The organism is Amycolatopsis sp. H20-H5, assembly GCF_035828755.1.
In the GTDB taxonomy this organism is placed as follows: Bacteria; Actinomycetota; Actinomycetes; order Mycobacteriales; family Pseudonocardiaceae; genus Amycolatopsis.
The window spans coordinates 14,699-40,132 of record NZ_JAYMZS010000003.1; the positions used below are offsets into that span (position 1 = coordinate 14,699).

The 25,434-nt window shown below is 69.5% G+C and carries 24 protein-coding genes; 12 read left to right on the forward strand and 12 right to left on the reverse strand.

Translation table 11 applies throughout. The features are described 5' to 3' along the window. Positions 1–30: 30 nt before the first annotated feature. The 6 genes from pheT to infC form a co-directional block, all read right to left on the reverse strand. A complete protein-coding gene (gene pheT, locus QMK34_RS02000; RefSeq protein ID WP_326410715.1) occupies positions 31–2,604 on the reverse strand; it encodes a phenylalanine--tRNA ligase subunit beta in 2,574 nt (857 codons plus the stop codon). Next, positions 2,605–3,672, reverse strand: coding sequence for a phenylalanine--tRNA ligase subunit alpha (pheS, locus tag QMK34_RS02005; RefSeq protein ID WP_326410718.1), 1,068 nt, complete (start codon positions 3,670–3,672; stop codon positions 2,605–2,607). Between the two features lie 381 nt (positions 3,673–4,053). Further along, complete coding sequence (locus QMK34_RS02010; protein WP_326411063.1) at positions 4,054–4,899, reverse strand: TrmH family RNA methyltransferase; 846 nt, start codon at positions 4,897–4,899, stop codon at positions 4,054–4,056. Next, positions 4,896–5,276, reverse strand: coding sequence for a 50S ribosomal protein L20 (gene rplT / locus QMK34_RS02015; RefSeq protein WP_326410721.1), 381 nt, complete (start codon positions 5,274–5,276; stop codon positions 4,896–4,898). The genes QMK34_RS02010 and rplT overlap by 4 nt, the downstream gene beginning before the upstream one ends. A 63-nt stretch (positions 5,277–5,339) precedes the next feature. Then, complete coding sequence (gene rpmI / locus QMK34_RS02020; RefSeq protein ID WP_326410723.1) at positions 5,340–5,534, reverse strand: 50S ribosomal protein L35; 195 nt, start codon at positions 5,532–5,534, stop codon at positions 5,340–5,342. A 67-nt stretch (positions 5,535–5,601) separates the two neighbouring features. Beyond that, positions 5,602–6,255, reverse strand: coding sequence for a translation initiation factor IF-3 (gene infC, locus QMK34_RS02025; RefSeq protein ID WP_326410725.1), 654 nt, complete (start codon positions 6,253–6,255; stop codon positions 5,602–5,604). A gap of 216 nt (positions 6,256–6,471) precedes the next feature. Between infC and QMK34_RS02030 the strand changes: the two genes are divergently transcribed. From QMK34_RS02030 to QMK34_RS02040, 3 genes are read left to right on the forward strand one after another with little or no spacing between them, the layout of a single operon-like run. Continuing rightward, a complete protein-coding gene (locus QMK34_RS02030) occupies positions 6,472–6,831 on the forward strand; it encodes a DUF1844 domain-containing protein (protein WP_326410727.1) in 360 nt (119 codons plus the stop codon). Positions 6,832–6,889: 58 nt separating this feature from the next. Further along, complete coding sequence (locus QMK34_RS02035) at positions 6,890–7,534, forward strand: GntR family transcriptional regulator (RefSeq protein ID WP_326410729.1); 645 nt, start codon at positions 6,890–6,892, stop codon at positions 7,532–7,534. 1 nt (position 7,535) lies between these two features. Continuing rightward, positions 7,536–8,540, forward strand: a complete 1,005-nt coding sequence (locus QMK34_RS02040) for a 1-aminocyclopropane-1-carboxylate deaminase (protein ID WP_326410731.1) — start codon at positions 7,536–7,538, stop codon at positions 8,538–8,540. A 65-nt stretch (positions 8,541–8,605) separates the two neighbouring features. Here QMK34_RS02040 and QMK34_RS02045 read toward each other — a convergent pair whose 3' ends face one another. The 3 genes from QMK34_RS02045 to QMK34_RS02055 are packed head-to-tail and all read right to left on the reverse strand — an operon-like array spanning position 8,606 to position 10,718. Next, the gene (locus QMK34_RS02045; protein ID WP_326410733.1) at positions 8,606–8,992 is read right to left on the reverse strand and encodes a RidA family protein; all 387 of its coding nucleotides are present in this window, start codon (positions 8,990–8,992) and stop codon (positions 8,606–8,608) included. Next, complete coding sequence (locus QMK34_RS02050; protein ID WP_326410735.1) at positions 8,989–9,753, reverse strand: IclR family transcriptional regulator; 765 nt, start codon at positions 9,751–9,753, stop codon at positions 8,989–8,991. Before QMK34_RS02050 ends, QMK34_RS02045 begins: the two co-directional genes overlap by 4 nt. Beyond that, entirely contained in the window at positions 9,750–10,718 is a 969-nt protein-coding gene (locus QMK34_RS02055; RefSeq protein WP_326410737.1) for a sugar kinase, read from the reverse strand. Before QMK34_RS02055 ends, QMK34_RS02050 begins: the two co-directional genes overlap by 4 nt. Before the next feature lie 112 nt (positions 10,719–10,830). Here QMK34_RS02055 and QMK34_RS02060 point away from each other — a divergent pair, with 112 nt between their 5' ends. The 8 genes from QMK34_RS02060 to QMK34_RS02095 all read left to right on the forward strand — a co-directional run bounded on the left by QMK34_RS02060 (position 10,831) and on the right by QMK34_RS02095 (position 20,875). Continuing rightward, entirely contained in the window at positions 10,831–12,150 is a 1,320-nt protein-coding gene (locus QMK34_RS02060) for an amino acid deaminase (protein WP_326410739.1), read from the forward strand. 11 nt (positions 12,151–12,161) lie between these two features. Continuing rightward, complete coding sequence (locus QMK34_RS02065) at positions 12,162–13,757, forward strand: N-acyl-D-amino-acid deacylase family protein (RefSeq protein ID WP_326410741.1); 1,596 nt, start codon at positions 12,162–12,164, stop codon at positions 13,755–13,757. Next, positions 13,754–15,139: a GntP family permease gene (locus QMK34_RS02070; RefSeq protein WP_326410744.1), complete on the forward strand. Its 1,386-nt coding sequence runs from the start codon at positions 13,754–13,756 to the stop codon at positions 15,137–15,139. The genes QMK34_RS02065 and QMK34_RS02070 overlap by 4 nt, the downstream gene beginning before the upstream one ends. Positions 15,140–15,169: 30 nt before the next feature. Next, positions 15,170–16,300, forward strand: coding sequence for a lactonase family protein (locus QMK34_RS02075; protein ID WP_326410746.1), 1,131 nt, complete (start codon positions 15,170–15,172; stop codon positions 16,298–16,300). Positions 16,301–16,372: 72 nt separating this feature from the next. Continuing rightward, positions 16,373–17,659 carry an extracellular solute-binding protein gene (locus tag QMK34_RS02080; RefSeq protein ID WP_326410748.1) on the forward strand — a complete coding sequence of 429 codons (1,287 nt, stop codon included), beginning with the start codon at positions 16,373–16,375 and terminating at the stop codon, positions 17,657–17,659. Between the two features lie 6 nt (positions 17,660–17,665). Continuing rightward, positions 17,666–18,616, forward strand: coding sequence for a carbohydrate ABC transporter permease (locus tag QMK34_RS02085; protein ID WP_442785081.1), 951 nt, complete (start codon positions 17,666–17,668; stop codon positions 18,614–18,616). Further along, entirely contained in the window at positions 18,613–19,479 is an 867-nt protein-coding gene (locus QMK34_RS02090; RefSeq protein WP_442785085.1) for a carbohydrate ABC transporter permease, read from the forward strand. Before QMK34_RS02085 ends, QMK34_RS02090 begins: the two co-directional genes overlap by 4 nt. A gap of 1 nt (position 19,480) precedes the next feature. Next, positions 19,481–20,875, forward strand: a complete 1,395-nt coding sequence (locus QMK34_RS02095; RefSeq protein WP_326410756.1) for a beta-N-acetylhexosaminidase — start codon at positions 19,481–19,483, stop codon at positions 20,873–20,875. A gap of 139 nt (positions 20,876–21,014) precedes the next feature. Here QMK34_RS02095 and QMK34_RS02100 read toward each other — a convergent pair whose 3' ends face one another. Continuing rightward, positions 21,015–21,683 (reverse strand): response regulator, encoded by a 669-nt coding sequence (locus QMK34_RS02100; RefSeq protein ID WP_326410759.1) that lies wholly within the window; start codon positions 21,681–21,683, stop codon positions 21,015–21,017. Then, positions 21,680–23,314 (reverse strand): sensor histidine kinase, encoded by a 1,635-nt coding sequence (locus QMK34_RS02105; protein ID WP_326411066.1) that lies wholly within the window; start codon positions 23,312–23,314, stop codon positions 21,680–21,682. The genes QMK34_RS02100 and QMK34_RS02105 overlap by 4 nt, the downstream gene beginning before the upstream one ends. A gap of 179 nt (positions 23,315–23,493) precedes the next feature. On the opposite strand from QMK34_RS02105, the gene QMK34_RS02110 reads away from it, so the two are divergent. After that, positions 23,494–24,828, forward strand: a complete 1,335-nt coding sequence (locus QMK34_RS02110; protein WP_326410761.1) for a cation:dicarboxylate symporter family transporter — start codon at positions 23,494–23,496, stop codon at positions 24,826–24,828. A gap of 128 nt (positions 24,829–24,956) precedes the next feature. Here QMK34_RS02110 and QMK34_RS02115 read toward each other — a convergent pair whose 3' ends face one another. After that, on the reverse strand, positions 24,957–25,367 hold the full coding sequence (locus QMK34_RS02115; protein ID WP_326410763.1) for a winged helix-turn-helix transcriptional regulator: 411 nt from the start codon (positions 25,365–25,367) through the stop codon (positions 24,957–24,959). Positions 25,368–25,434: the final 67 nt, after the last annotated feature.

Here is a 25,434-nt window from a genome sequence, read left to right on the forward strand (position 1 = left end):
CCCCCCCCCCCCCCCACGACCAGGCTGGTCCTAGGTGCGCAGCTTGACGCCGAAGCGCTTGCCAACGGCGGTGACGGCCGCGTCGCGGGCCTGGGTGGCCTCGTCGACGGTGAGCGTCCGATCCGGCGCGCGGAAGCGGAGCTTGTAGGCCAGCGACTTCTTGCCCTCGCCGACCTGCTCGCCCTGGTAGACGTCGAACAGCGAGATCTCTTCGAGCAGCTCGCCCGCGCCGTCACGCAGCTCGCTCGCGAGCTCCGCCACGGCCAGCCCGGCGTCGGCGACCAGCGCCACGTCGAGCAGCACCGGCGGATAGCCGGAGATACGCGGAGCGGGGCGGCCCTCCGGCAGCGGGATCGCGTCGAGGTCCAGCTCCATCGCCACGGTCCGCGGCGGCAGGCCGAGGGCCTCGACCACCTTCGGGTGCAGCTCACCGGCATGCCCGACCGGCCAGTCCCCCACCCGCAGCTGAGCGCAGCGGCCCGGGTGCCAGGGCAGCAGGTCCGCGGACTGGACCGTCAGCTCGACACCGGCCGCCGCGGCGACGGGGCGGGCGGCCTCGACGGCGTCGGTCCAGGCTGCCGCCTCACCGGAGCCCCACCAGCCTGCCCGCTGACGCTGACCGGTCAGCACGACGGCGACATGCACCGGCTGCGGAGGCACGGCGGCCTCGAGCAGCGCGAGCTCGTCGTCGGCAGGCCGGTGGCCGACACCGGGGGCCGGCACCCGCAGCGGGTTCGGCGCGGGCAGCACGACCTGGCCGATGTGGAACAGCGAGACGTCCTTGAACCCACGGGAGACGTTGCGCTGCAGGGTTTCGAGGAGCCCGGGCAGCAACGTGGTCGCCATCCGGTCCTTGTCAGCCTCCAGCGGGTTGCGCACCCGCAGGGTGTTGCGCCGGACGTCGTCCGCCGCGAGCCCGAAGGCGTCCCAGACGGAGTCCGCGATGAACGGGAAGGGCAGCACCTCGACGTACCCGGCCTCCGCCAGTGCCCGCGACACCGTCCGGCGGCGACGCTGGACGTCGGTGAGTCCGGTCCCGGCCGGGGCGGCGGGCAGCGTCGACGGGATGCTGTCGTATCCCTCCAGGCGCAGCACCTCTTCGACGAGGTCCGCGGGCTGGACGAGGTCAGCACGCCAGCTGGGCGGGGTCGCGGTGACCGAGGAGACCCCGTCGTCGCTGGTGGAGAGCTTGACCTTGCAGCCGACCTGCTGGAGCCGGTGCGCCGTCGCGCCGGGCTTGTAGCGCACCCCGGCCACCTGGTCGGGCAGGCTTATCGGCATGGTCACGGGCGGGAGCGGCTCGACGACGCCCTCGTCGGTGCGGCCGGGCTGGATACCACCGTCGCCGTACTGCTTCAGCAGCTTCGCGGCGAGTTCCACCGCCGCGGCGCAGAGCTGAGGGTCGGTGAACCGCTCGAACCGCTTGGCCGCCTCGGAGAACAGCTTGTGCCTTCGCGCTGTCCTGCTGATGGCGGCCGGGTCCCAGTGCGCCGCCTCGAGCAGGACGTCGGTGCTGTCCGGGGTGATCTCGGTGCTGGCGCCACCCATGGTGCCGGCCAGCGAGATGACGCCGGAGTCGTCGGCGATGATCACGTCGTCGGCGTCGAGTGTGCGCTCGACATCGTCCAAAGTGGTCAGTTTCTCACCGGGCTTCGCCTTGCGCACCACCAGATCGCCCTTGACCGAGCTGGTGGCGAAGGCGTGCAGCGGGTGCCCGAGCTCGAGCATCACGTAGTTGGTGACGTCCACCGCGAGCGAGATCGACCGGATGCCGGACAGCATCAGCCGCCGTCGCATCCACCACGGGCTCGGCGCGGTCGCGTCCAGGCCGGTGACCCGGCGCAGCACGAACCGGCGGCAGCCCTCGGTGTCCTCGATGTGCACCGGCCAGGCGTCACCCTCGGCCTCGGGGATCTCGATCTGGGCCGGGTCGCCGAACGGGACGTCGAGCGCGTTGGACAGCTCCCTGGCCAGGCCGCGGATCGACAGGGCGTACCCACGGTCCGGGCTGGGGGTCACCTCGATGACGGTGTCGTCGAGCCCCAGCAGGGCCTTCGCGTCGTCACCGGGGCTGGCCGTGCCCGGCGGCAGCACCAGGATGCCCGAGTGCTCCTCACCGAGCCCGAGCTCGCGGGCGGAGCAGATCATGCCGTCGCTGACCCGGCCGTAGGTCTTGCGCGCGGCGATCTCGAAGCCGCCGGGCAGCACCGCGCCCGGGAGCGAGACGACGACGAGGTCGCCTTCGTCGAAGTTCCGCGCGCCGCAAATGATCCCGCGTGTCTTGTAGCCGGAGGGACGGTCGTCGTCCTCGTCGTCCTCGTCCACCAGATCAGCTGTCAGATCGGCTGTCAGATCATCGTCGGCGGCGTCGGCCGAACCGTCCTCACCGACCTCGACCCGGCAGAACCGGACGGGCTTCTTGAACTCGGTCAGCTCTTCGATCTCGGCCACCCTGCCGACCACGAGCGGCCCGGTCACCGGGCCGAGCTCGCTCAGGTCGTCGACCTCGATACCGATGCGCACGAAGGCGTCGGCCAGGTCCTGCGGGGTGACGTCCTCGCCGAGGCCGAGGTGCTGGGTCAGCCAGCTAACCGCGACTCGCACTCAGGCCTCCGTTCCGAAGGGGAGGGTGAATCTGATGTCACCCTCCACCATGTCGCGCATGTCCGGGATTCCGTTGCGGAACTGCAGGGTGCGCTCGATGCCCATGCCGAAGGCGAAGCCCGAGTACACCGCGGGGTCCACGCCGCAGGCCCGCAGGACGTTGGGGTTGACCATGCCGCAGCCGCCCCATTCGACCCAGCCGGGGCCGCCCTTCTTCTGCTCGAACCAGACGTCCACCTCGGCGGACGGCTCGGTGAAGGGGAAGAAGTGCGGCCGCAGCCTGGTCTTCGAGTGCTCGCCGAACATCTCCTTCGCGAAGGTGTCCAGCGTGCCCTTGAGGTGCGCCATCGTGATGCCCTTGTCCACCGCCAGGCCTTCGACCTGGTTGAACACCGGGGTGTGGGTGGAGTCGAGCTCGTCGGTGCGGTAGGTCCGGCCGGGGCACACGACGTAGACCGGCAGGTCGCGGTGCAGCAGCGTGCGTGCCTGCACCGGCGAGGTGTGCGTGCGCAGCACCAGGCGGGAGTCCTCGTCGCCGACGTAGAACGTGTCCTGCAGCTGGCGCGCCGGGTGGTCCTTGCCGAAGTTCAGCGCGTCGAAGTTGAACCACTCGGCCTCGAGCTCGGGCCCTTCGGCCACCTCGTAGCCCATCCCGACGAAGACGTCGACGACCTGCTCGCAGAGTGTGGTGATGGGGTGCCGGGCGCCCCGCGGGAGGCGATCCCAAGGCAGGGTGACGTCGACGGCTTCGTCGCGCAGCACCCGCTCGTCACGCTCGGTCTGCAGCTGGGCGCGGCGCGCGTCGAACGCGCCCTGGACGGCCTGCCTGGCTTCGTTGACCAGCTTGCCGGCCTCGGCCTTCTCCTGCTTGGGCAGCGCGCCGATCTCCCGGCGGGCCAGCATCAGCGGGGCCTGGTCACCCAGGTGGGCCGGCTTGACCGCGGCCAGCGCCTCGAGATCCGGCGCCGCCTCGAAGTCCTTTTCGGCCTTCAGCGTCGCGGCTCGCAGCGTTTCCGGGGCGAGCGCCCCGGCCGGCTGCGGATCCTGCTTTTCGGTGGCTCCGGACATAACTCCTCGGCGTCCAGCTGGGACTGGGGTTGGGGCGGCGGCCGCGAGATCGCGGGCACCGTGGTTTCAAGCTTGCTGATTCTATGGGATCGCCTTGAACGGCCGACCGGTCACCCTTGGCTGATGGACCTGTGTTCAGCGCGTGACGAACGCGCGGGGGAGGCCGGCTCCGGTAAACGGGCTGGACACGACCCCGTCGACGGCGAATCGTACGGCGCGGTCTGGTGGATCGCCGAAAGCGTCGAGGTCACGATCGAGACCAGCAACACCCACACGAGTGAGACCCACGCGCGGGCGAACAGCGGTTCCGGACTGCGCGTACGAACGAGCGGGCCAGCCCATGGAATCCCCCACCAGCCAAGAAAAAGTGATGCGGTGAGACTACTCGCCGCGGCTCCGGACGGCCATCGCGTTTGTGTAGACACAGACGGCGGCGGCCGTCGCCAGGTTCAGGCTCTCGGCCTTGCCGTAGAGCGGGATCCGGACGGCTTCGTCGACCGCGTCCAGCACGTCGCCCGGCAGGCCGTGCGCCTCGTTGCCGAACACCCACGCGACCGGGGTGTCGAACACGACCTGGTCCAGCTCGGTCTCGGCGTAGCCGTGCGCGGCGAGGGTGCGCAGCCCGGCGGCCGCACAGGCGGCCAGTGCCGCGTGCACGTCGCGGACGCGGGTGATCGCGAGGTGGAACAGGCTCCCGGCCGCGGCACGCACGCATTTGCCGTTGTGCGGGTCGACGCTGTCGCCCGCCAGCACCACGACGTCGGCTCCGGCGGCGTCGGCGACCCGGATCACGGTGCCCGCGTTGCCAGGGTCGGACACGTCCACGAGCACGACGACCAGCTTGGCGTCCGGGCCGAGGGCAGTCCCGAAAGGACGGTCCACGAGGGCGCACACCGCGACGATGCCCTGGGGCGTCACGGTTTCCGACAACCCCTCGGCGGCACGGTCGGTGATCCGCGAGATCGGCACGCCCGCCTCACGGGCGATCGCGAGCAACGGCTCGTGCTGCTCGGCCGCGCGGGGCGTCACGAACAGCTCGTACACCGTTCCGTCGCCTTCACGGGCGTGGCCCAGCGCGGCCTCGACCGCGTTGGCACCCTCGGCGAGGAAGCGGCGCGCCTTCTCCCGCTCGGAGCGCCTGGTCAGTTTGCGCGCAGCAACAACCCGGGGGGTCCGTTCGGTGAACGGTTCCGCCCCGGGTCGTGGAAGTGCGCTGCGACCGGTCAGGCCGACTTCTTCTCTTCGCCGGTGTTCACGTTCGCCTTGGCCAGCTCGGCCAGTGCGGTGAACGCCGCGGCGTCGTTGACCGCGAGGTCAGCGAGGATCTTGCGGTCGACCTCGACACCCGCGGTCTTGAGACCCTGGATGAAGCGGTTGTAGGTCACGCCGTTGGCGCGCGCCGCCGCGTTGATACGGGTGATCCACAGCTGGCGGAAGTCACCCTTGCGGGCACGGCGGTCCCGGTAGGCGTAGTTGAGCGAGTGAAGCGTCTGCTCCTTGGCCTTGCGGTACAGCCGCGAACGCTGGCCGCGATAACCGCTGGCCAGTTCGAGAGTCGCGCGACGCTTCTTATGGGCATTTACCGCCCGCTTGACGCGTGCCACTGGTCCATCCTGTCGATTCGGGGGCCGGAAAAGCCCCGGGTGGTTAGAGCAAGTTCTGCGGAGTCAGAGGCCGAGGAGGCGCTTGACCCGACCGACATCGTTCTTGGCGATCTCGGTGGTGCCCTCGAGACGGCGCGAGTACTTGCTGGACTTCTTCTCCATCAAGTGACGACGGCCGGCCTTCTGGCGACGCAGCTTGCCCGTGCCCGTGACGCGGACCCGCTTGGACGTGCCACTGTGCGTCTTCATCTTCGGCATTACGTTGTCCTCTTTCGTGCGGCGGCACACCGGAGACCGGTGTGCCGCTGACATGTGCTGGTCGGCGCTACGCCTCGGCGGGCGGCTCGGCGTCGGCGGACTCCTCGTCCTTCGACACCTTGGCCTTCGCCGGCTTCACGTTCTTGTGCGGAGCCAACACCATGATCATGTTGCGACCGTCCTGCTTCGGCGACGATTCCACGAAGCCGAGCTCGGTCACCTCGTCCGCCAGCTTCTGCAGCAGGCGGAAGCCCAGCTCCGGCCGCGACTGCTCGCGTCCACGGAACATGATCGTGACCTTGACCTTGTTCCCGGCGGCGAGGAAGCGCGAAACGTGACCCTTCTTGGTCTCGTAGTCGTGCTGGTCGATCTTGGGCCGCAGCTTCTGCTCTTTGATGACGGTGAGCTGCTGGTTACGGCGTGACTCGCGGGCCTTCTGCGCGCTCTCGTACTTGAACTTGCCGAAGTCCATGAGCTTGCAAACCGGCGGGCGTGCCTGCGGCGCGACCTCGACGAGGTCGAGGTCGTTCTCCTGAGCGAGCCGCAGCGCATCCTCGATCCGGACGATGCCGACCTGTTCACCGGCCGGTCCGACGAGGCGGACCTCCGGTACCCGGATTCGGTCGTTGATGCGTGTCTCGGCGCTGATGGGGCCTCCTTGGTCCGAGGTAAAATCTTCTACCGTTTCGACCTGGTGCCCACAGACGAAAGGCCCCGCCATCAGTCACCTGATGTTCGGGGCCCACTCTTTTTCCGATCGCACTCCGCCACCGCGAGCCGAAGGCCCACGAGGACTGAACACTTCGCCCTGGGTGACCTCTCGATCGCCTGGGCGAGACCGGACCCGGAAACCTGTACGGTCACACGGGTGGGAGCGGGGCTCCACTTGCCGCCCCCGATTGCTCGGGAGCTGGTCGCACGTGGAAGGGTACCAGACGTGTCTGAACAACCCGCTGAGCAGCCCCCCTATTCCCCGGACGTCCGCGATCTGGAGGACATCCCGAGCGTCGAAGTGATCAGCAGGGCGGCCGTGATGCTGCTCTCCGCCGGGGCCGAACGCCTCGGCCTCGCCGACGCCGAGCCCGAGAACTCGCCGCACCGTGACCTCGACGAGGCGCGGCGGCTCATCACCGCGCTCGCTGGGCTGATCACCGCGTCGGCCGAGTACCTCGGCCTGCACGCGGGCCCGCTGCGCGACGGTCTCCAGTCGCTCCAGAAGGCGTTCCGCGAAGCCTCCGCCGTGCCCGACGCACCCGGTCAAGGACCCGGCGAGAAGTACACCGGTCCAGTTTACTGACACTTCATTCCGGCTGGAAACCTTCCCAGCCGGTCCTCGATCAATTAACATTTTAGATGTGAGTGAGTTAGCCAAGGTGTCCCGCGCCCTGCTGCGGGACGAGGCCTACGAGAGCATCCGGCGCGCCATCGTGGACGGCAGCCTGCCGCCGGGGGCCAACCTGCGTGACGCCGACCTGGCGGAGCAGCTGGGACTGTCCCGCGCGCCGGTCCGCCAGGCACTGACCCGCCTGGCCGCGGACGGGCTGGTCGACTCAAAACCCCAGAGCTACACGAGGGTCGCCGCAGTCGTCCCCGACGACGTCCGCGACGCCCTGCACCTCGTGCGGACGCTGCACGAGTTCGCGGTGCGGACCGGCACCCCGCGGATGGGCCCCGCCGAGGTCTCGACGATGCGCGCGGCGAACGCCCGGTTCGCCGCCGCGATCGCGGCCGGGGACCCCGCCGCGGCGATCGCCGCCGACGACGAGGTCCACGACGTCCCGGTCGCGACCTGCGGCAACCACGCCGTCGCCGCCACGCTCGAGCGCTACACCCCGCTACTGCGGCGCCTGGAGTACGCGCGGTTCAGCACCCTGCCCGCCCACCACTCCGTCCGGCGCCACGACGAGCTGATCGACGCCATCGAGGCCGTCGACGTCGACGGCGCCTGCCGAGTCACCGCCACCATCTGGACCGAACTCGAACGACTTCTGGAGGACTGACATGTCACTGGGTGACTTCCCCCGCTATCCCCTGCTGTTCGGCCCCTCCCCCGTGCACCCGCTGGAGCGGCTCACCGCCCACCTCGGTGGCGCGAAGGTGTGGGCCAAGCGCGAAGACGTCAATTCGGGGCTGGCGTTCGGCGGCAACAAGACCCGCAAGCTCGAGTACCTGGTGGCCGACGCGCTCGCGGCAGGCGCGGACACGCTGATCTCGATCGGCGGGGTCCAGTCCAACCACACCCGCCAGGTCGCGGCGGCCGCGGCCCGCGCCGGACTGAAAGCCGTGCTGGTGCAGGAAAGCTGGGTCGACTGGGCGGACCCGCTCTACGACCGGGTCGGGAACATCCAGCTGTCCCGGCTGCTCGGCGCGGACGTCCGGCTGGTCGACGCGGGCTTCGGGGTCGGGTTCAAGCAGAGCTGGGAGAACGCCGTCCGGGAGATCGAGGAAGCGGGCGGCAAGCCGTACGCGATCCCGGCGGGTGGCTCCGACCACCGCCTCGGCGGCCTGGGTTTCGCGAACTGGGTCGTGGAGTTGGAGGCGCAGGAACGAGAACTCGGCGTCCACTTCGACACGATCGTCGTCTGCTCGGTCACCGGCAGCACCCAAGCCGGGATGATCGCGGGCGCCGCGCTGAGCGACCGCCCCCGCCGGATCCTGGGGATCGACGCCTCGGCGAAGCCCACCGAGACCCGCGACCAGATCACCCGGATCGCCCGGAACACGGCCGAACTCATCGGCGCGCGCGAGGTCACGCCGGACGACGTGCTGCTGGACGAGCGCTACCACGCGGGGATCTACGGCATCCCGGACGAGTCCACGCTGGACGCCATCCGCACGTGCGCGCGGCTGGAGGGCGTGATCACCGACCCGGTGTACGAGGGCAAGTCGATGGCCGGGCTGATCGACCTCGTGTCGCGCGGTGAGATCCCGCGCGAGTCGACCGTCCTGTACGTCCACCTGGGTGGGCAGCCCGCGTTGAACGGGTACACGAGCGTGCTCGGCTGAAGTGTCATGAAAGGGTCTTTCAGGGCAAAAATTGCCCTGAAAGACCCTTTCATGACACATGAGGGTCAGTCGCCGAGCACGGCCAGCACGTCGATCTCGACGAGCAGGCCCGCGGGCAGGCCGACGTAGACGGTGGTGCGGGCCGGGTGCGGGCCTTCGCCGACGAGGGTGTTGTAGACCTCGTTGAACTCGGCGAAGTGCGCGGTGTCGGTGAGGTACACCCGCACCATCATCGCGTCGGCGAAGCTCGAGCCGCCTGCCGCGAGGACCGTTTCGATGTTCTTGAAGGTCTGCTTGGTCTGCTCGACGACGTTGTCGCCGACCACGGCGCCGGTGGCGGCGTCGAACGCGACCTGACCGGCGACCTGCAGGATGTTGCCCTTGCGGACCGCCTGGGAGAACGCGGCCGGCGGCGGCGGCGCCTGCTCCGTGCTGATCGCGGTCTTGCTCATTTCAACTGCCCCTTTCGGTTCTCCGTCCATCCACTGTGGACGGAAGCTTCGGTGGTCGCGGCGACGAGTTCGGGGACCAGCGCGAGCAGTCCCTCGTAGTCGAGCAGCACCTTCGGCACGGACATCGAGGCCGCGGCGAGCACGTCACCGTTCGGCCCGCGCACCGGTGCGGCGACGCAGTGGATGAAGTCCTCGTGCTCGGCGTTGTCGACGGCGTAACCGCACTCCGCGACCTTCTCGAGCTCTGCGAGGTAGGCCGCCGCGTCCTTGATGGTGTTCGACGTGAGCACGACGTAGTCGATGGCCTCGGCGATCGTCTCGCGGCGAGGCTGGGGCATCGCGGCCACCAGCACCTTGCCGACCGCGGTGCAGTGCAGTGGCGCGCGCTTGCCGATCCTCGAGTACATGCGCACCGAGTGGCGGCCCTCGTACTTGTCGATGTAGACGACCTCGCCCTCCTCGTAGGTGGCGAGGTGGACCGTGTGCCCGGTACGCGCGTTGAGCGCCGCGAGCGCGGGCTGCGAGCTGCGCCGGACGTCGCGATCTTCGAGTGCCTGGTTGGCGAGGTCGAACAGCGCGCTGCCGAGGCGGTAGTACCTGGTCCCCTCGCGGCGGACGAAGTGGTGCGACTCGAGCGTGCGCAGCAGCCGGAGCACGGTCGACTTGTGCACGCCGACCTCCTCGGCGAGCTGGTCGAGGGTCTTCGCCTCCCGCGCCAGACCCGCCAGGATCGTGAGCGCCTTGTCGAGACTCTGGCTCACGTGAGCACTCCTTCGTCGGTCAGCCGGGCGGCGCTCCAGGCGTCTTCGTCGGCGCCGAGCAGGGTTTCGATCACGGAAGCCGGGAGCGGTTCCCCGACGTCATCGTGGGTCAGCAGGGTGGCGGCGGCCTGCAGGTGCCCCCGGCGCAGGCGTGTCGCGGGGTCGGCGCCACGCAGCGTGGCCGCGAGGAAACCGGCTGCGAACGCGTCTCCCGCGCCGACCGGCTCGACGACCTCCACGCGCAGTGCGGGAGAGAACAGGGAGACCTCTTCGACGAGAGTGGCGCCGCGCTCGCCGTGTTTGACGACCAGCGTCTTCGGCCCGGGAAGCAGCGCGCGCAGCTTGCCGGGGTCGCCTGTGCCCCAGACCGTCTGCGCTTCGTCGTCCCCGGTGAGCACGATGTCGGCCAGCCCAGCGAGCTCGGTCAGGACGCGACTGTCCCGCCCGGCCCACAACGCGGGCCGGAAGTTGACGTCGAAGGAGATGAGGGTGTCCCCTCGCGGACGCTCCAGCAGCGCACGCACCAGGGCGAGACAGCTGTCCGACAAGGCCGGGGTGATCCCGCTGAGGTGGATCACCTTGACCGCGTCGAGGTCGAGGTTCGATAACAGTTCGGGGCCCATCCCGGAGGCCGCCGAGCCCGTCCGGTAGTACCGCACGGGGCTGCCGTGGGCGCCGCTTTCCTTGATGTAGAGCCCGGTCGGGCGCACCGGATCGACGGCCACCGCGCTCACGTCGACCCCGGCCGCGCCGATCTCGCGCAGCAGCACGCGGCCGAACGGATCGTCGCCGACGGCGCTCACCCAGCCGCTGGTGACGCCGAGCGCGGGCAGGTGACAGGCCACATTGGACTCGGCGCCGCCGAGGGTCCGCAGCCAGGTCCGCACCTGCTCGGGCGGGCCCTGTTCGGCAGGCACGAACAACACCATCGACTCACCGACGCAGAGCACCTCAGGCGCGGTCATCACTTCCAGTCTCCCCATCGTTCACCCCGTTGACCTGTCGAGACTCGGATGCTACACCTATGACGCGCATCCTGCGCAACGTCCGTTGCAAAATACGCAACCGAGGTGAGTAATGGCTTCGAACCGGAGTGCGGCCTGCACGCTGGACCCCACCGCGCTCGCGTCCATCCGAGAAGAGCACCTCGGCCGGCGCCACCGGTCCCTCTCCCCTGTCCTCGAAGGGCTGACGCTCGACGAGGCTGCCCAGCGCCGGACAGCCCTGTTCGGCGACGGCTTCTTCGGCCCCTTCGTGGTGCTCGACGGTGAAGCGCTCGAACACAACCTCAGCACGATGAGCGCGTGGTGCGCGGCTCGCGGAGTGGCACTCGCACCGCACGGCAAGACCACGATGGCGCCCCAGCTGTTCGCCCGGCAGGCCGCCCACGGCGCCTGGGGCATCACCGCGGCGAACGCGGGCCACCTGCGGATCTACCGCGAGTTCGGCGTCTCCCGGATCCTGCTGGCGAACCAGCTGCTCGACCCGTCAGCGCTGCGGTGGCTGGCGAACGAGCTCGACGGCGATCCCGCGTTCGAGTTCAGCTGCTGGGTCGACTCGGTCCGCGGGGTGGAGCTGATGACCAAAGCCCTGCAGGGCGCCCGGCGCCAGGTGGACGTCCTGGTCGAGCTGGGCGGCGAAGGTGGACGCACCGGCGTCCGCGACACCGCCACCGCATTGGCCGTGGCCGAGGCCGCCCACGCGAGCCCGGCGCTGCGGCTGCGCGGCACCGGCGGGTACGAAGGCGCGCTCTCGCACGACACCGACGAAGCGGCCCTCACCAAGATCAGCTCCTATGTGGACGGTCTCCGCGAGCTGGTGATCTCGTTGGCGGAAAAGGGACTTCTCGACCAGACTGAGCAAATCCTCGTCACCGCGGGCGGCAGCGCCTACTTCGACCGTGTCGCCGACTCGCTGACCACCGGCTGGCCCGAGGGCCTCGACGTACTGCCGATCCTGCGCAGCGGCGCATACCTGACCCACGACGACGGCTTCTACCGCGAGATCTCCCCGCTCGGCGCGCATTCGCGCATCGCGGGCGTCGAGTCGCTCCGGCCAGCACTGCGGGCCTGGGCCCAGGTGACGTCGAAACCGACGGACGAGCTGGCGCTGCTCACCATCGGCAAGCGCGACGCGTCCTTCGACGAAGGCCTGCCCGAACCGCAACTGCACCGCAAGCCCGGTCAGGACGCCGTCGCGCTCGACGGCCACACCGTCACCAAGCTCAACGACCAGCACGCGTTCCTCGCACTGCCGGCAGGATCGCCGATCGAGGTCGGCGACTGGGTCGGGCTCGGGCTCTCGCACCCGTGCACGGTGTTCGACAAGTGGCCGCTGATCCCGGTGGTGGACACCGACGGTGAGACCGTCCTCGACTTCGTCCGCACCTACTTCTAGAAGGAAGTGTCATGGACCTCGTCTTCCGCGGCGCGCTGGTCGCCGACGGCACCGGAGACCCGCTCACCCGGCGCGACGTGGGGGTGACCGGTGCTCGCATCACCAGCGTCGCCGCGTCCGGCTCGCTGACCGGCCAGCGCGTGATCGACGCCGACGGGCTCGTGCTCGCGCCCGGGTTCATCGATATGCACTCGCATTCCGACCTGCAGCTGCTCGCCGAACCCGACCACCTGGCCAAGCTCTCTCAGGGCGTCACGACCGAGGTCCTCGGGCAGGACGGCCTGTCCTACGCCCCGGTCGACGACGCGGTGCTCGAAGCTCTGCGTCAGCAGCTCGCGGGCTGGAACGACGACCCGGCGGGCTTCGACTGGAACTGGCGCTCGGTCGGCGAGTACCTCGACCGGCTCGACCAGGGCGTCGCGGTGAACGCCGCGTACCTGGTGCCGCAGGGCACCGTGCGGATGCTCGCCGTCGGCTGGGACGACCGGCCCGCGACCGACGCCGAGCTCACCGCGATGAAGGACCTGATCGCCACCGGCCTGCACGAAGGCGCGCTGGGCATGTCATCCGGCCTGACCTACACCCCGGGCATGTACGCCGACACCGTCGAGCTGATCGAGCTGTGCCGGGTGGTCGGCGAACTCGGCGGCTACTACAGCCCGCACCACCGCAGCTACGGCAAGGGCGCGCTGGAGGCGTTCGCCGAGATGGTCGACGTCTCGCGCCGGTCCGGTTGCCCGCTGCACCTCGCGCACGCGACGATGAACTTCTCCGTCAACAAGGGCAAGGCCCCGCAACTGCTGGAGTTGCTGGACAACGCGCTCGACGACGGCTGCGACATCACCCTCGACACCTACCCGTACCTGCCCGGCGCGACCTACCTCTCCGCGCTGCTGCCCAGCTGGGCGACCGAAGGCGGACTGGACCCCACCATGGCCCGGCTGTCCGATGTGGACACCCGTGAGCGGATCCGCACGGAGATCGAGGAAACCGGGTCCGACGGGGCGCACGGTGTGCCGATCGACTGGGACGTCATCGAGATCAACGGCGTCCGAGGGGAGCACAACTCCGCGCTGGTCGGCTACTCGGTGGCCGCGTCCGCGCGCACCCTCGGCATCCCGCCGTCCGAGCTGTACTTCGACACGCTGCTCGACGAACGCTTGGGCACCTCGTGCCTGATGCACGTCGGCCATGAGGAGAACGTCCAGGCGATCATGCGCCACCGCACGCACACCGGCGGAAGTGACGGCCTGCTGGTCGGGGCCCGGCCGCACCCGCGCGCGTGGGGCACGTTCCCGCGCTATCTGTCCCGATACGTCCGGGAGCTCGGGGTGCTCGACCTGGCCGAATGCGTCGCGCACCTGACCGGCCGCGCGGCACGACGGCTCCGGCTGCCCGACCGCGGCCTCATCCGCGAGGGTTACGCCGCGGACCTCGTGCTGTTCGATCCCGAGACCGTCCGCGACACCGCGACGTTCGACGACCCGCGTCGCCACGCCGCCGGAATCCCCCATGTCTTCGTCAACGGCATCGCCGCCATCGACGACGGTCACCCGACCGGCGCCCTTGCCGGGCACTCGCTGCGGAACCCCAGGAGGGGCCGATGATCAACTGGCTGCAACACTCGACAGGGGGCCTGCTGACACTCGCCGTGGTGTCGATCGCCCTCCTGCTCATCCTGATCGTCAAGGTCAAGATCGAGCCGTTCATCGCGTTGATCGTGATCGGCCTGCTGACCGCGCTGGCCGCCGGACTGCCGGTCGGCACGATCGTCGGCACGGCACAGAGCTCCGCGAACTCCTTGCTGGAAAAGGGGTTCGGCGGGATTCTCGGGCACATCACCGCGATCATCGGGCTCGGCACCCTGCTGGGGTCGATCCTGGAACGGTCGGGCGGCGCCCAGGTGCTCACTTCGGCCCTGCTGCGCGCGTTCGGGGAAAAGCGCGCGCCGCTGGCGATGGGCATCGCCGGGCTGATCTTCGGTATCCCGGTCTTCTTCGACATCGGCATCTTCGTGCTGGCGCCGCTGGTCTACGTCGCCGCGAAGCAGGGCGGCAAGTCGCTCGTGCTGTACGCACTCCCGTTGCTCGCCGGGCTTTCGGTAACCCACGCGTTCCTGCCGCCGCACCCTGGCCCCGTGGCCGCGGCCGGGCTGCTGCACGTCGAGCTCGGCTGGATCATCCTGATGGGACTCGTCTGCGCGATCCCGGCGTGGTTCGTCGGCGGCATCCTGTACTCGATCTGGATCGGCAAACGCATCCACATCGAGGTCCCCGACGAAATGATCGTCACCGATGGCACCGAGGTGGACGAGAACGCTCCTTCGCTCGGCCTGGTCGCCGGGATCATCGCGGTTCCGCTGGTGCTGATCCTGGCAGGCACGTTCGGCAGCATCTGGCTGCCCAAGGACTCGACGCTCGCCGGGGTGGCCGCGTTCATCGGCACGCCCGCGGTGGCGCTGACCATCTCGGTGCTGCTCGCGTCCTGGCTGCTCGGCATCCGCCGGGGCATCAACGGGAAGGCGCTGAACGAGCTCGCGGGCAAGGCGTTGCGGCCGGTCGCGATGATCCTGCTGGTGGTCGGCGCGGGAGCGTTCTTCGGCGCTGTCCTCTCGGCCACCGGAATCGGCAAGGCAGTCGCGGGTTCGCTGAGCGACGCCGGGCTGCCGGTCATCCTCGCCGCGTACGTCATCAGTTGCGGTATGCGCATCGCGCAGGGTTCGGCGACGGTCGCGATCGTGACCACCAGCGGCATCATCGCCCCGACGGTCACCCAGCTCGGCTATTCGCAGATCCAGCTGGCCCTGCTCGTCGTCGCGATCTCGTCGGGCTCGATCATCGCCTCGCACGTCAACGACGGCGGGTTCTGGATCGTCTCGCGGTACTTCAACATGTCCGTGCCGGAAACGCTGAAGACGTGGACGGTCTTGGAAACAGTCCTTTCCCTTTCCGGTTTCGGCGTGGCAGCATTGCTCATGGCAGTGGTCTAAACCATACGAAACCCTCTGGGAGAAACCACGATGACCGGACTCAACCGCCGTACCTTCCTCGGCGCCGCGGGCGCCGCGGGACTCGGCACCATTCTCGGTTCCCAGCTCGCCAACGCGGCCGTGCCCTGCGGCCCGCGGGGCGCCTCGGCTGTTTTCATCAGCAGCTACACCAAAACCGGCCACGGACTGGATGTCGCTCACCGGGACGCCGGTGCTTCCGCGCTGAAGGTCGACCGGACGATTCCCGGCATCAACAACGCGTCCTGGTTCGACGTCAGCGCCGACCGCAAGACGCTCTACGTGACCAACGAGGACGACGAGGGCGGCCAGATCTCGGCGCTGAGCCTGGCCGACCCCACCAAGCCCAGGCTGCTCAACAAGAAGTCGTCCAAGGGCGACGCGCCGACGCACCTGTCCGTCCACTCCAGCCAGAAGTACGTGCTGGCCGCCAACTACAACAGCGGCAGTGTCGTCGTGCTGCCGATACTGGCAGGCGGCAAGCTGGGCGACGTCGTGGACCTCGCCCAGCACAAGGGCACCGAGCGTGACCCGCACGCGCACCAGGTGGTCAACGACCCGACCGGCAAGTGGGTGGTCTCGGTCGACCTCGGCGCGGACTCGGTCTACGTCTACAAGCTCAACGTCTCCACCGGCAAGCTGACGCTGAACCAGCAGCTCAAGCTCCCGTCCGGCTCCGGTCCCCGGCACCTGACGTTCCACCCGAGCGGCAAGTACGCCTACATCCTCGGCGAGCTCCGCGCCGAGGTCACCGTGGCCAGGTGGAACTCCACCACCGGCAAGCTGACCGCGGGCCAGGTCGTCCCGGCCGTGCCCGCGGGCACCCCCGGCGACCAGTTCCCCGGCGACGTCCAGGCCTCTTCGGACGGCCGGTTCGTCTACGCGAGCGTCCGCGGTTCCGACACCCTCGCCACCTTCACCGTCGCCGACGGTGGCAAGTCGCTGAAGCTCGTCAGCAACGTCCCGGTCGGGGGCGTGTACCCGCGCCACGTGACGCTCGACCCGACCGAGAACTGGTTCTACGTCTCGTGCGACACCTCCGGGACGCTGAGCTGGCTGCCGCGCGACCCGGCGACCGGGCTGCCCGGCGCCGTCGCGGGATCGCTGTCCATCCCGCAGGTCAATTCCGTCCGTTTCCTCTGACGTTCGTCTAGAACCTCCTGGGTGGCACGCCGCGCCACCCAGGAGGCCCACGCATTCTGGGAGGACCCACTCATGAGAACTCGACACTTCGTGGCCGGGCTCGCCGTGCTGGCGCTGGCCGTCGGCTGCGCCCCGGCCCAGTCGGGCCCCGCGGCCGCGGGCGGCGACGAAAAGACCGGCACCGTCCGGGTCTGGCTGTTCGACGAGGCCAACCGCGCGCCGAAGGAGGCGGTGGTCAAGACGGCCATCACCGAGTTCAAGGCCGCCCACGCGGGCGTCGAGGTCGACGTGCAGTGGATCCCGGTCGAAGGCCGCGCCGACAAGTTCTCCGGTGCCTTCAACGACCCGTCCAACGCGCCGGACGTCGCGGAGTTCGGCAACACCGACGTCGCGAGCTACGCCGCCACCAAGGCTTTGGCCGATCTGACCGGTGACCTCTCGGCGTGGAAGGAAGGCACCGACATCATCCCGTCGGTGCTGGACACCGCGAAGGCCGACGGCAAGACCTACGGCCTGCCCTGGTACACCGGTATCCGCGCGTTGTACTACCGCACCGACATCTTCACCGAGCTCGGCCTCAAGCCCCCGGCAACGCTCGCCGAGCTGATCGACTCCGCCCGCAAGATCCGCGCCGCCAAGCCGGACCTCTACGGCATCTCCGTCGGTGGCAAGTACACCTACGCGATGCTCCCGTTCCTCTGGGCCTCCGGTGGCGAACTGGCCAAGTCCGACGGTGCGAAGTGGACGTCCACAGTGGACTCTGACCAGGCGAAGGCCGGTGTCACGGCGTACGCGAACCTGCTCAAGGACGACATCTGCCCGCCCGCGTCGTGCGCCAACCTCACCGGCACGCAGAGCGTCCAGGCCTTCTCCGGCGGCAAGGCCGGGATGACCATCGGTGGCGACTTCAACCACAAAGCCATCGAGCAGGGCACGGTCAAGGGCAAGTACGCCGTGGTCCCGATCCCGGGTACCACGGCGGGATCCATCGCCCCGGCGTTCGCCGGTGGAAACCTCCTCGGCGTGTTCAACGCGACCAAGCACCGCGGCCTCGGCACCGAGTTCATCGAGCTGCTCGGCGGCGCGAAGTACCAGGACAAGATGTACACCGCGATGGGAAACCTGCCGACGCTGGGCAGTGTCCAGCAGAAGCTCGCCGCCAGCGACCCGTTCCTGAAGCCGTTCGTCGACACGCTGAAGGCGGGCACGAAGTTCGTGCCCGCCACCCCGGCGTGGTCGAAGATCGACAGCCAGAACGTGCTGCCGACCGCCGTCCAGCAGATCGCGACCGGCGGCAAGGACGCCAACGCCGCACTGGCCGACGCGGTGGCCGCGATGAACAAGGCCTTCGGTGGCTAGCCAGTGGTGACCCAGGAGCTCACCAGTCCCGTCGCCGCCCCTCCCAGGCGCCGCCCCAAGCGGCCCCGGGACGGGCGCGCGGCGGCGCTCTACCTCGCCCCGGCGGGCATCCTGCTCGCAGCGATCCTCGCGTACCCGATCTACCAGCTCATCCTGATCTCGTTCTACGACTACGGCCAGCCGCAGGCCGCGGGTACCGCGCCCCTGGTGTTCATCGGCTTCGACAACTACGCCGAACTGCTCGACAGCGTCACGTTCTGGACCGTGCTCGCCAAGACCGTCGGGTTCGCCGGGGCTTGTGTGGTGGGCAGCCTGATCGTCGGCACCGGGCTTGCGGTGCTCTCCACCCGGGTCCGCGCGCTGCCCCGCATGCTGCTGTTCCTCGCCGCGCTCGGCGCTTGGTCGACACCGGCAATGGCGGGCTCGTACGTCTGGCTGTTCCTGTTCGACACCGACTTCGGCCTGGTCAACGAGATACTGAACGCCATCGGGTTCACGAGCATGGCGCACCACTCGTGGACGTTCGGCACGTTCGGCGCCTTCGGGCTGGTGGCCGCCGAGGTGATCTGGTGCTCGTTCCCGTTCGTCATGGTGACGATGTACGCGGCTCTCCAGGGCGTCCCGGACGAGGTCGTCGAGGCCGCGCAGCTCGACGGCGCCTCCTCGTGGCGGACCACCTGGTCGATCCTGCTGCCGATGGTGCGGCCGCTGCTGATGATCGCCACCATCCAGTCGATCATCTGGGACTTCAAGGTCTTCACCCAGATCTACGTGATGACCAGCGGCGGCGGCGTCGCCGGGCGCAACCTCGTGCTCAACGTCTACGCCTACCAGCAAGCCTTCGCGGGCCAGGAATACGGCCTCGGCGCCGCCATCGGAGTCGTGATGACCGTGCTCCTGCTGTCCATCACCGGACTTTACGTCCGCTCACAGCGACGGAGTGACTCGTGGCTGTGATCGCCGCACGCAGACGGAAAGTCAAGAAGCCTGGACGGCTGGTCGCGGAGATCGTCACCGTGGTGATCGCCGGGCTGGTCGCGTTCCCGCTCTACTGGATGGTCCTCTCGGCACTCAAGCCCACCGGGGAGATCCAGTCCGCGAACCCGCGCCCGTGGACGTTCTCACCCTCGTTCGACAGCTTCGAGCGCGTCCTGACCGTCTCGGGCTTCGGCCGATTCTTCCTCAACAGTGTCATGGTCGCGGTCGCCGTCGTGGTGCTGTCGCTGCTGTTCTCGTTCCTGGCGGCGGTGGCGCTGACGCGGTTCAACTTCAAGGGCCGCACGGTGCTGCTGGTGATGCTGCTGGTCGCGCAGATGGTGCCGATCGAGGCACTGACCATCCCGCTGTTCTTCCTCATGCGGTCGGTCGGCGACGTGGCACCGGCGTTCGGGCTGAACGAACTGGGCTCGCTGGTGCTGGTGCACCTGGCGTTCAGCCTGCCGTTCGCGATCTGGATGCTGCGCGGCTTCGTCGCGGCGGTGCCGGTGGAACTGGAAGAAGCCGCGAAGCTGGACGGCGCGAGCCGGCTGCGGTTCACCTGGCAGATCCTGTTCCCGCTGGTGGCGCCCGGACTGGTGGCGATCAGCGTGCTGGCGTTCATCCACGCCTGGAACGACTTCCTGTTCGCGAAGACGTTCATCATCTCCAAGACCGAGAACCAGACGCTGCCGCAGGCGATCCTGGTGTTCTTCAAGCCCGAAGACACCGACTGGGGCGCGGTGATGGCGTCCTCGACCCTGATGACCATCCCCGTGCTGGTGTTCTTCGTTCTGGTGCAACGCAAACTCGTGTCCGGTATGGCCGGCGCGGTGAAAGGCTGAGATGCCGGACTTCGACACGCTGCTCCCCCGTCCCGCCGCGGCCATCCGCGCGGACGGCGAGTGCGCTTGGCCCGCCGAGGTCACCGTGCGCACCTCGGCCGACCTGCCTGCCGAAGGCTACCGGCTGGAGATCGAACCGGACGGCGTCACCCTGCACGCGGCCGACGCGGCGGGTGAGTTCTACGGGCGTCAGACGCTGCGTCAGCTCGCGGGCCCAGCGGAGTTCCGGGCGGCGTCCATCCACACGGGACAGTCCACTGTGCCCTGTGGGGTGATCGCCGACCACCCTCGGTTCGGCTGGCGGGGCTGCCTTTTGGACGTCGCCCGGAATTTCCGCACCAAGGCGGAGGTGCTGCGGTTCGTCGACCTGCTGGCCGCGCACAAGCTCAACGTGCTCAACCTGCACCTGACCGACGACCAGGGCTGGCGCGTCGAGATCCCGGCGTACCCCCGGCTGACCGAGGTCGGCTCGTGGCGCGCGTCGTCGATGGTCGGCAGGCACGACGGGCCGGAGCGCGACGGCAGGCCGCACGGCGGGTTCTACACCGTCGACGACCTGCGCGAGATCGTCGCGTACGCCGCCGAGCGCGCGGTGACCGTGGTCCCGGAGATCGACATCCCCGGGCACGCAAGGGCGGCCATCGCGGCGTATCCCGACCTCGGGCTCGCCGGGGACAATCCCCAGGTGTGGAACTCCTGGGGCATCAGCACTTCCCTGCTGAACCCGACGGAGTCCACACTGGACTTCTTCCGCGCGGTGTTCGACCAGCTGCTCGACATCTTCCCGTCGCCGGTGATCGCACTGGGCGGCGACGAAGTGCCCGGCGCGACCGGCGAACACGGCGAGTTCGTCCGCCTGCTGGCCGAGCACCTCGCCACGCGCGGACGGCGTGCGATGGGCTGGGACGAGGTCCTGGACATCGAAGGCCTGCCCCCGATGGTGATCGGCGCCTGGCAGGAGGCGGCAGCCGGGATCCGCGCGGCCGACGCGGGCCACGACGTCGTGATGTGCCCCGAGGAGTCGGTGTACCTCGACCACCGCCAGTCCGACCACCCGGACGAGCCGATCCCGGTCGGCTACCTGCACACGCTCGAAGACATCTACGCCTACGACCCCATCCCGGGCGAGCTGACCGAGATGCTCGGCACGCAGGCGCAGGTGTGGACCGAGCACCTGGACTCGGCGCGGCGCGTGGACTACGCGGTGTTCCCGAGGCTGTGCGCGTTCGCCGAGGTCGCGTGGAGCGCACCGGAAGGCCGGGACTTCGCGGAGTTCCTCCCCCGGCTCCGCGACCACCACCTCCCCCGGCTCGACGCACTCGGCGTCGAATACCGGCCCCTCGACGGCCCCCGCCCCTGGCAAACCCGCCCCGGCGTCCCCGGCCGCCCCCGCTGACCCCGGACACCGGCACATCCGGGTTTCGATGCCCCTGAAGGCCACCATGACGGCGTTTACCGCGTTCAGGGTGCCATTGTGGGGCATATACGGGCGGCTGCGCGGGGCCGCCCGCCGAGCCGGATAGGTCGTTATACGGTCAGGTTTTCGCCCGGTACCAGACTTCGGGGCGGCCGACCTGGCCGTAGCGCGGTTCGCGCTGGGCGAGCCCGTTGTCGGCGAGGTACTCCAGGTACCGGCGCGCGGTGACGCGGGACGCGCCGATGACCGTCGCCGCGCCGCCGGCGGAAAGCCCGTCGGCGGCCGCGGCGAGCGCCTCGGTGATCGCGTCGAGGGTCTGCGTGCTCATCCCCTTGGGCAGCGGTCCCCGGTCCGGGGTCCGCAGGGAGGCCAGCGCGCGGTCGACGTCGGCCTGGCCGCTGACCTCGCCCGAAGCGCCGCGGAACTCGGCGTAGCGCTCCAGTTTTTCGCGCAGGGAAGCGAAAGTGAAGGGTTTGAGCAGGTACTGGACCACGCCGGCGGAGACCGCGGCCTTCACCAGCGCGAGGTCGCGCGCCGAGGTCACCGCGATGACGTCGATCGGCAGCCCGGCCGCGCGCAGCGAGCGGCAGACCGCGAGCCCGTGGGTGTCGGGCAGGTAGAAGTCGAGCAGGACCAGGTCCACCGGCTCCCGCTCGCAGAAGCGCAGCGCGTCGCCACCGGAGTGCACGACCCCGGCCACGCTGAAACCGGCAAGCCGCTCGACGTAGACGCGGTGTGCCTCGGCGGCCACCGGTTCGTCCTCGACCACCAGGACCCTGATCGTCACCCGTGCTCCCGTCGTGGCAGGCGGACGGTGAACACGGCGCCGACCTCACGGCCGAGCACGATGTCCCCGCCGTGGCGGCGGACGGCCTGGGCGACGAGCGCGAGCCCGAGTCCGTGCCCCTCCCCCGGTTTGGTCGACCAACCGCGCCGGAACACGTCCGAGGCGGCGTCCTCGGCGACCCCCGGCCCGGTGTCGGCGACCCGCAGGACCAGGCCGTACAGATCGGACCGCGCGGTGACGACCACCCCGGGACGGCCTGCTCGCCCGGCGGCCGCCTCGATCCCGTTGTCGATCAGGTTGCCGAGAATGGTGACCAGGTCGCGGGCGGGCACGGCGGTGGCGCTGTCCTCGATCACGGTGTCCGGGGTGATGGTCAGCTCGACACCCCGTTCGCTGGCCTCGGCCGCCTTGCCGAGCAGCAGCGCCGCCAGCACCGGTTCGGCGACCGCGCCGACCACCCGGTCGGTGAGCTCCTGCGCCAGCGCCAGCTCGGCGGTCGCGAACTCGACGGCCTCGTCGGGACGGCCGATCTCCACCAGTGACACCACGGTGTGCAGCCGGTTGGCCGCTTCGTGCGCCTGCGACCGCAACGCCTCGGCGAGCCCGCGGACGGTGGTGAGCTCTCCTGTCAGTGCTTGCAGCTCGGTGTGGTCGCGCAGGATCACCACGGTGCCCAGCGCCCGGCCGCGCGACCGCACCGGCGCGGTGCCGACCACCAGCACCCTGCTGTCGGTGAGGTGGAGCTCGTCCGCCCGTTCCCGCTCCGAGGTGAACGTCTCGGCCAGCTCCGGCGGCAGGTCCAGCTCGTCCAGCCCCTTGCCGACGGGATCACCGTCGACGCCGAGCAACTCCCGCGCGCCGTCGTTGCAGAGCACCACCCGGCGGTCTCCCCCGACCAGCAGGACCCCTTCGCGGACGGACCGGAGCACGGCCTCGTGGTACTCGAACAGGTGGCGCAGCTCGTCCGGTGCGATCCCGCGGGTCTGACGCCGCAGCCGCGCGCTGACCAGGTAGCTGCCCGCGCCGCCGACCACCAGCGCGACCGCCGCGACCCCCAGCAACGGCCACAGCCGCTCCCGCAGCTCGGCCGAGATCGTCGCGACGGTGATGCCGACGGCGACCAGCGCGACCACCCGGTGTCCCGCGTCGAAGACGGGCAGGACCACACGCGCCGACGGGCCGAGGGAGCCGCTGTAGGTCTCCTGTACCGTTCCGCCGCGCTGGGCGTCCGCGATGGTGCCGATGAACCGCTGCCCGATCAACGCGCGGTTCGGGTGGGTGTAACGGATCCCGGCCGGGCTCATGATCGTGATGAAGTCGACCCCGGTGTCCGCACGGACACGTTCGGCGTACGGCTCCAGCATGACGCTCGGGTCCGGAGTGGACGCTGGAGTCGATACAGGGGTCGATACGGCCGCGAGCACGCTCGGCGCGTCGGCCACGGTGGCCGCGACGGCCCGGACCTGGTCGAAGGCGCGGTCCTTCGTGGCCCGTTCGGAATCGGCGTAGGCGAAGGCGAGCCCGGCCGCGACCAGCGCGGCGAGGATGACCAGCTGCAGCACGAGCAGCTGGCGGGCCAGGCTCCAGCGCTGAGGCCGCGGCGACGGGGTCACCCGTCCATACCAGCACACCCGCGGCCCGGCCGGTGGGCGGCCCGCCGGTTCCCACCCCGGCAGGCACCCGACCTGTGACAGATTGGCGAACTCGCGTTCGACCACGGTGGCACGAACTCAATGAACACAACCGTGACCCAGCTCACCAGGCCAGCCATAGTGACCGGCAACCCCGACAGACCCCTGAGCTGGAGGCAATGGTGCCCACACCGAACCCCGACGTGGCCCCGCGCCGCCGGGACAAGACGCACTACCTGTACCTGGCGGTGATTGTCGCCGTGGTGCTGGGCATCATCGTCGGCTTCGCGGCGCCGGACTTCGCCAAGGACCTCAAGTCGCTCGGCACCGGGTTCGTGAACCTGATCAAGATGATGATCTCCCCGATCATCTTCTGCACGATCGTGCTCGGCATCGGCTCGGTCGCCAAGGCCGCGAAGGTCGGCAAGGTCGGCCTGCTGGCGCTCGGCTACTTCCTGGTCATGTCGACCTTCGCGCTGGCGATCGGCCTCGTCGTCGGCAACCTGCTGCACCCCGGCTCCGGGCTGCACCTCAGCCCCGCCGACGCGGCGAGCGCGCACAAGCAGGCCACCGGCAGCGAGGGCAGTGTCGACTTCCTGCTGGGCATAATCCCGAAGACGCTCGTCTCGGCGTTCACCGAGGGCGAGGTGCTGCAGACGCTACTGGTCGCGCTGCTCGCCGGGTTCGCGCTGCAGAAGCTGGGCGCCAAGGGCGACCCGATCCGGCGAGGCATCGAGCACATCCAGCGGCTCGTGTTCCGGATCCTCGCGATGATCATGTGGGCGGCGCCGATCGGCGCGTTCGGCGCGATCGCCGCCGTGGTCGGCAGCACCGGCTGGGGCGCGCTGCGGAGCCTGCTGGTGATCATGCTCGGCTTCTACGCCACCTGCCTGATCTTCGTCTTCGGTGTGCTGGGCACCGTGCTGTGGCTGGGCGCGCGGGTCAGCATCTTCAAGCTGCTCAAGTACCTGGGCCGCGAGTTCCTGCTGATCCTGTCGACCTCGTCCTCGGAATCGGCCCTGCCGCGGCTGATCGCGAAGATGGAGCACCTCGGTGTCAGCAAGCCCGTCGTCGGGATCACCGTCCCGACGGGCTACTCGTTCAACCTCGACGGCACCGCGATCTACCTGACGATGGCCACCCTGTTCATCGCCAGCGCCCAGGACAAACCGCTCGGGCTGGGTGAGCAGATCTCCTTGCTGCTGTTCATGATCATCGCGGCGAAGGGCGCGGCCGGGGTCAGCGGCGCGGGCATCGCCACGCTCGCCGGCGGCCTGCAGTCGCACCGCCCGGAACTGGTCGACGGCGTCGGGTTCATCCTCGGCATCGACCGGTTCATGTCCGAAGCCCGCGCGCTGACCAACTTCGCGGGCAACGCGGTCGCCACGGTGCTGATCGGCTCCTGGACCAAGGAGTTCGACCGCGACCGGTCGGAACTGGTCTTCGCGGGCCAGGCGCCGTTCGACGAAGCCACCCTGCTCGACGAGCACGAACCCGAACCCGCCAAGGAGTAGTGCTCACGCAGGGATGACGCGGTGCCTCGACCCCCTGGAGGCACCGCGTGACCGAAAAAACGATGCCGTCGTGCGAGCGTCCCCCGTGCTCGCACCACGGCATTGCCATTCTCATCGTCATGTCCTGCTCAAACCCGCGCCTTCTCCCTTGCCGCGAACGCCGCCGCCTCGTCGTAGGTGTCACGCGCGCACGCGATGCCTTCGCGGTGTCGCTCCGCCCAGCCGACGAGTTCGAGCAGTGACGCGTAGAGCTCCTTCGCCATGCCGGTGGCGACGTACTCCACTTTCGGCGGCACAGTCGGGTAAACGGTCCTGTCCAGCAGGCCGTCGCGCTCCAGGTTGCGCAGGGTCAGCGTCAGCATCCGGCGGCTGATGCCCTTGATCGACCGCTCCAGCTCGGTGAACCGGACCGGCCCCTGGCTGGCCTCCAGCAGGATGCCGATCGCCCATTTGCCGCTGACCCGGTTGATCACCTCGAGCACCGTGCAGGCGTCCCCGTGCTTGACCTGGTCGGTCACATCGCTGGTCCCCTGAGACATGAAAGTGCCTCCTTTCGCCGCTTTGGATAGTCACACATGATGGCAACTGTTACAAGAGATGCACTGA

Excerpts from the sequence above, each read along its gene's own strand:
- QMK34_RS02115 (WP_326410763.1), bottom strand. The coding sequence starts at position 25,367 with ATGTCTCAGGGGACCAGCGATGTGACCGACCAGGTCAAGCACGGGGAC.
- rpmI (WP_326410723.1), bottom strand. The coding sequence starts at position 5,534 with ATGCCGAAGATGAAGACGCACAGTGGCACGTCCAAGCGGGTCCGCGTC.
- QMK34_RS02095 (WP_326410756.1), top strand. The coding sequence starts at position 19,481 with ATGCCGGACTTCGACACGCTGCTCCCCCGTCCCGCCGCGGCCATCCGC.
- QMK34_RS02045 (WP_326410733.1), bottom strand. The coding sequence starts at position 8,992 with ATGAGCAAGACCGCGATCAGCACGGAGCAGGCGCCGCCGCCGCCGGCC.
- QMK34_RS02070 (WP_326410744.1), top strand. The coding sequence starts at position 13,754 with ATGATCAACTGGCTGCAACACTCGACAGGGGGCCTGCTGACACTCGCC.
- pheS (WP_326410718.1), bottom strand. The coding sequence starts at position 3,672 with ATGTCCGGAGCCACCGAAAAGCAGGATCCGCAGCCGGCCGGGGCGCTC.
- QMK34_RS02060 (WP_326410739.1), top strand. The coding sequence starts at position 10,831 with ATGGCTTCGAACCGGAGTGCGGCCTGCACGCTGGACCCCACCGCGCTC.
- QMK34_RS02110 (WP_326410761.1), top strand. The coding sequence starts at position 23,494 with ATGGTGCCCACACCGAACCCCGACGTGGCCCCGCGCCGCCGGGACAAG.
- QMK34_RS02055 (WP_326410737.1), bottom strand. The coding sequence starts at position 10,718 with ATGACCGCGCCTGAGGTGCTCTGCGTCGGTGAGTCGATGGTGTTGTTC.
- QMK34_RS02040 (WP_326410731.1), top strand. The coding sequence starts at position 7,536 with ATGTCACTGGGTGACTTCCCCCGCTATCCCCTGCTGTTCGGCCCCTCC.
- QMK34_RS02080 (WP_326410748.1), top strand. The coding sequence starts at position 16,373 with ATGAGAACTCGACACTTCGTGGCCGGGCTCGCCGTGCTGGCGCTGGCC.
- QMK34_RS02075 (WP_326410746.1), top strand. The coding sequence starts at position 15,170 with ATGACCGGACTCAACCGCCGTACCTTCCTCGGCGCCGCGGGCGCCGCG.
- QMK34_RS02065 (WP_326410741.1), top strand. The coding sequence starts at position 12,162 with ATGGACCTCGTCTTCCGCGGCGCGCTGGTCGCCGACGGCACCGGAGAC.
- infC (WP_326410725.1), bottom strand. The coding sequence starts at position 6,255 with ATGGCGGGGCCTTTCGTCTGTGGGCACCAGGTCGAAACGGTAGAAGAT.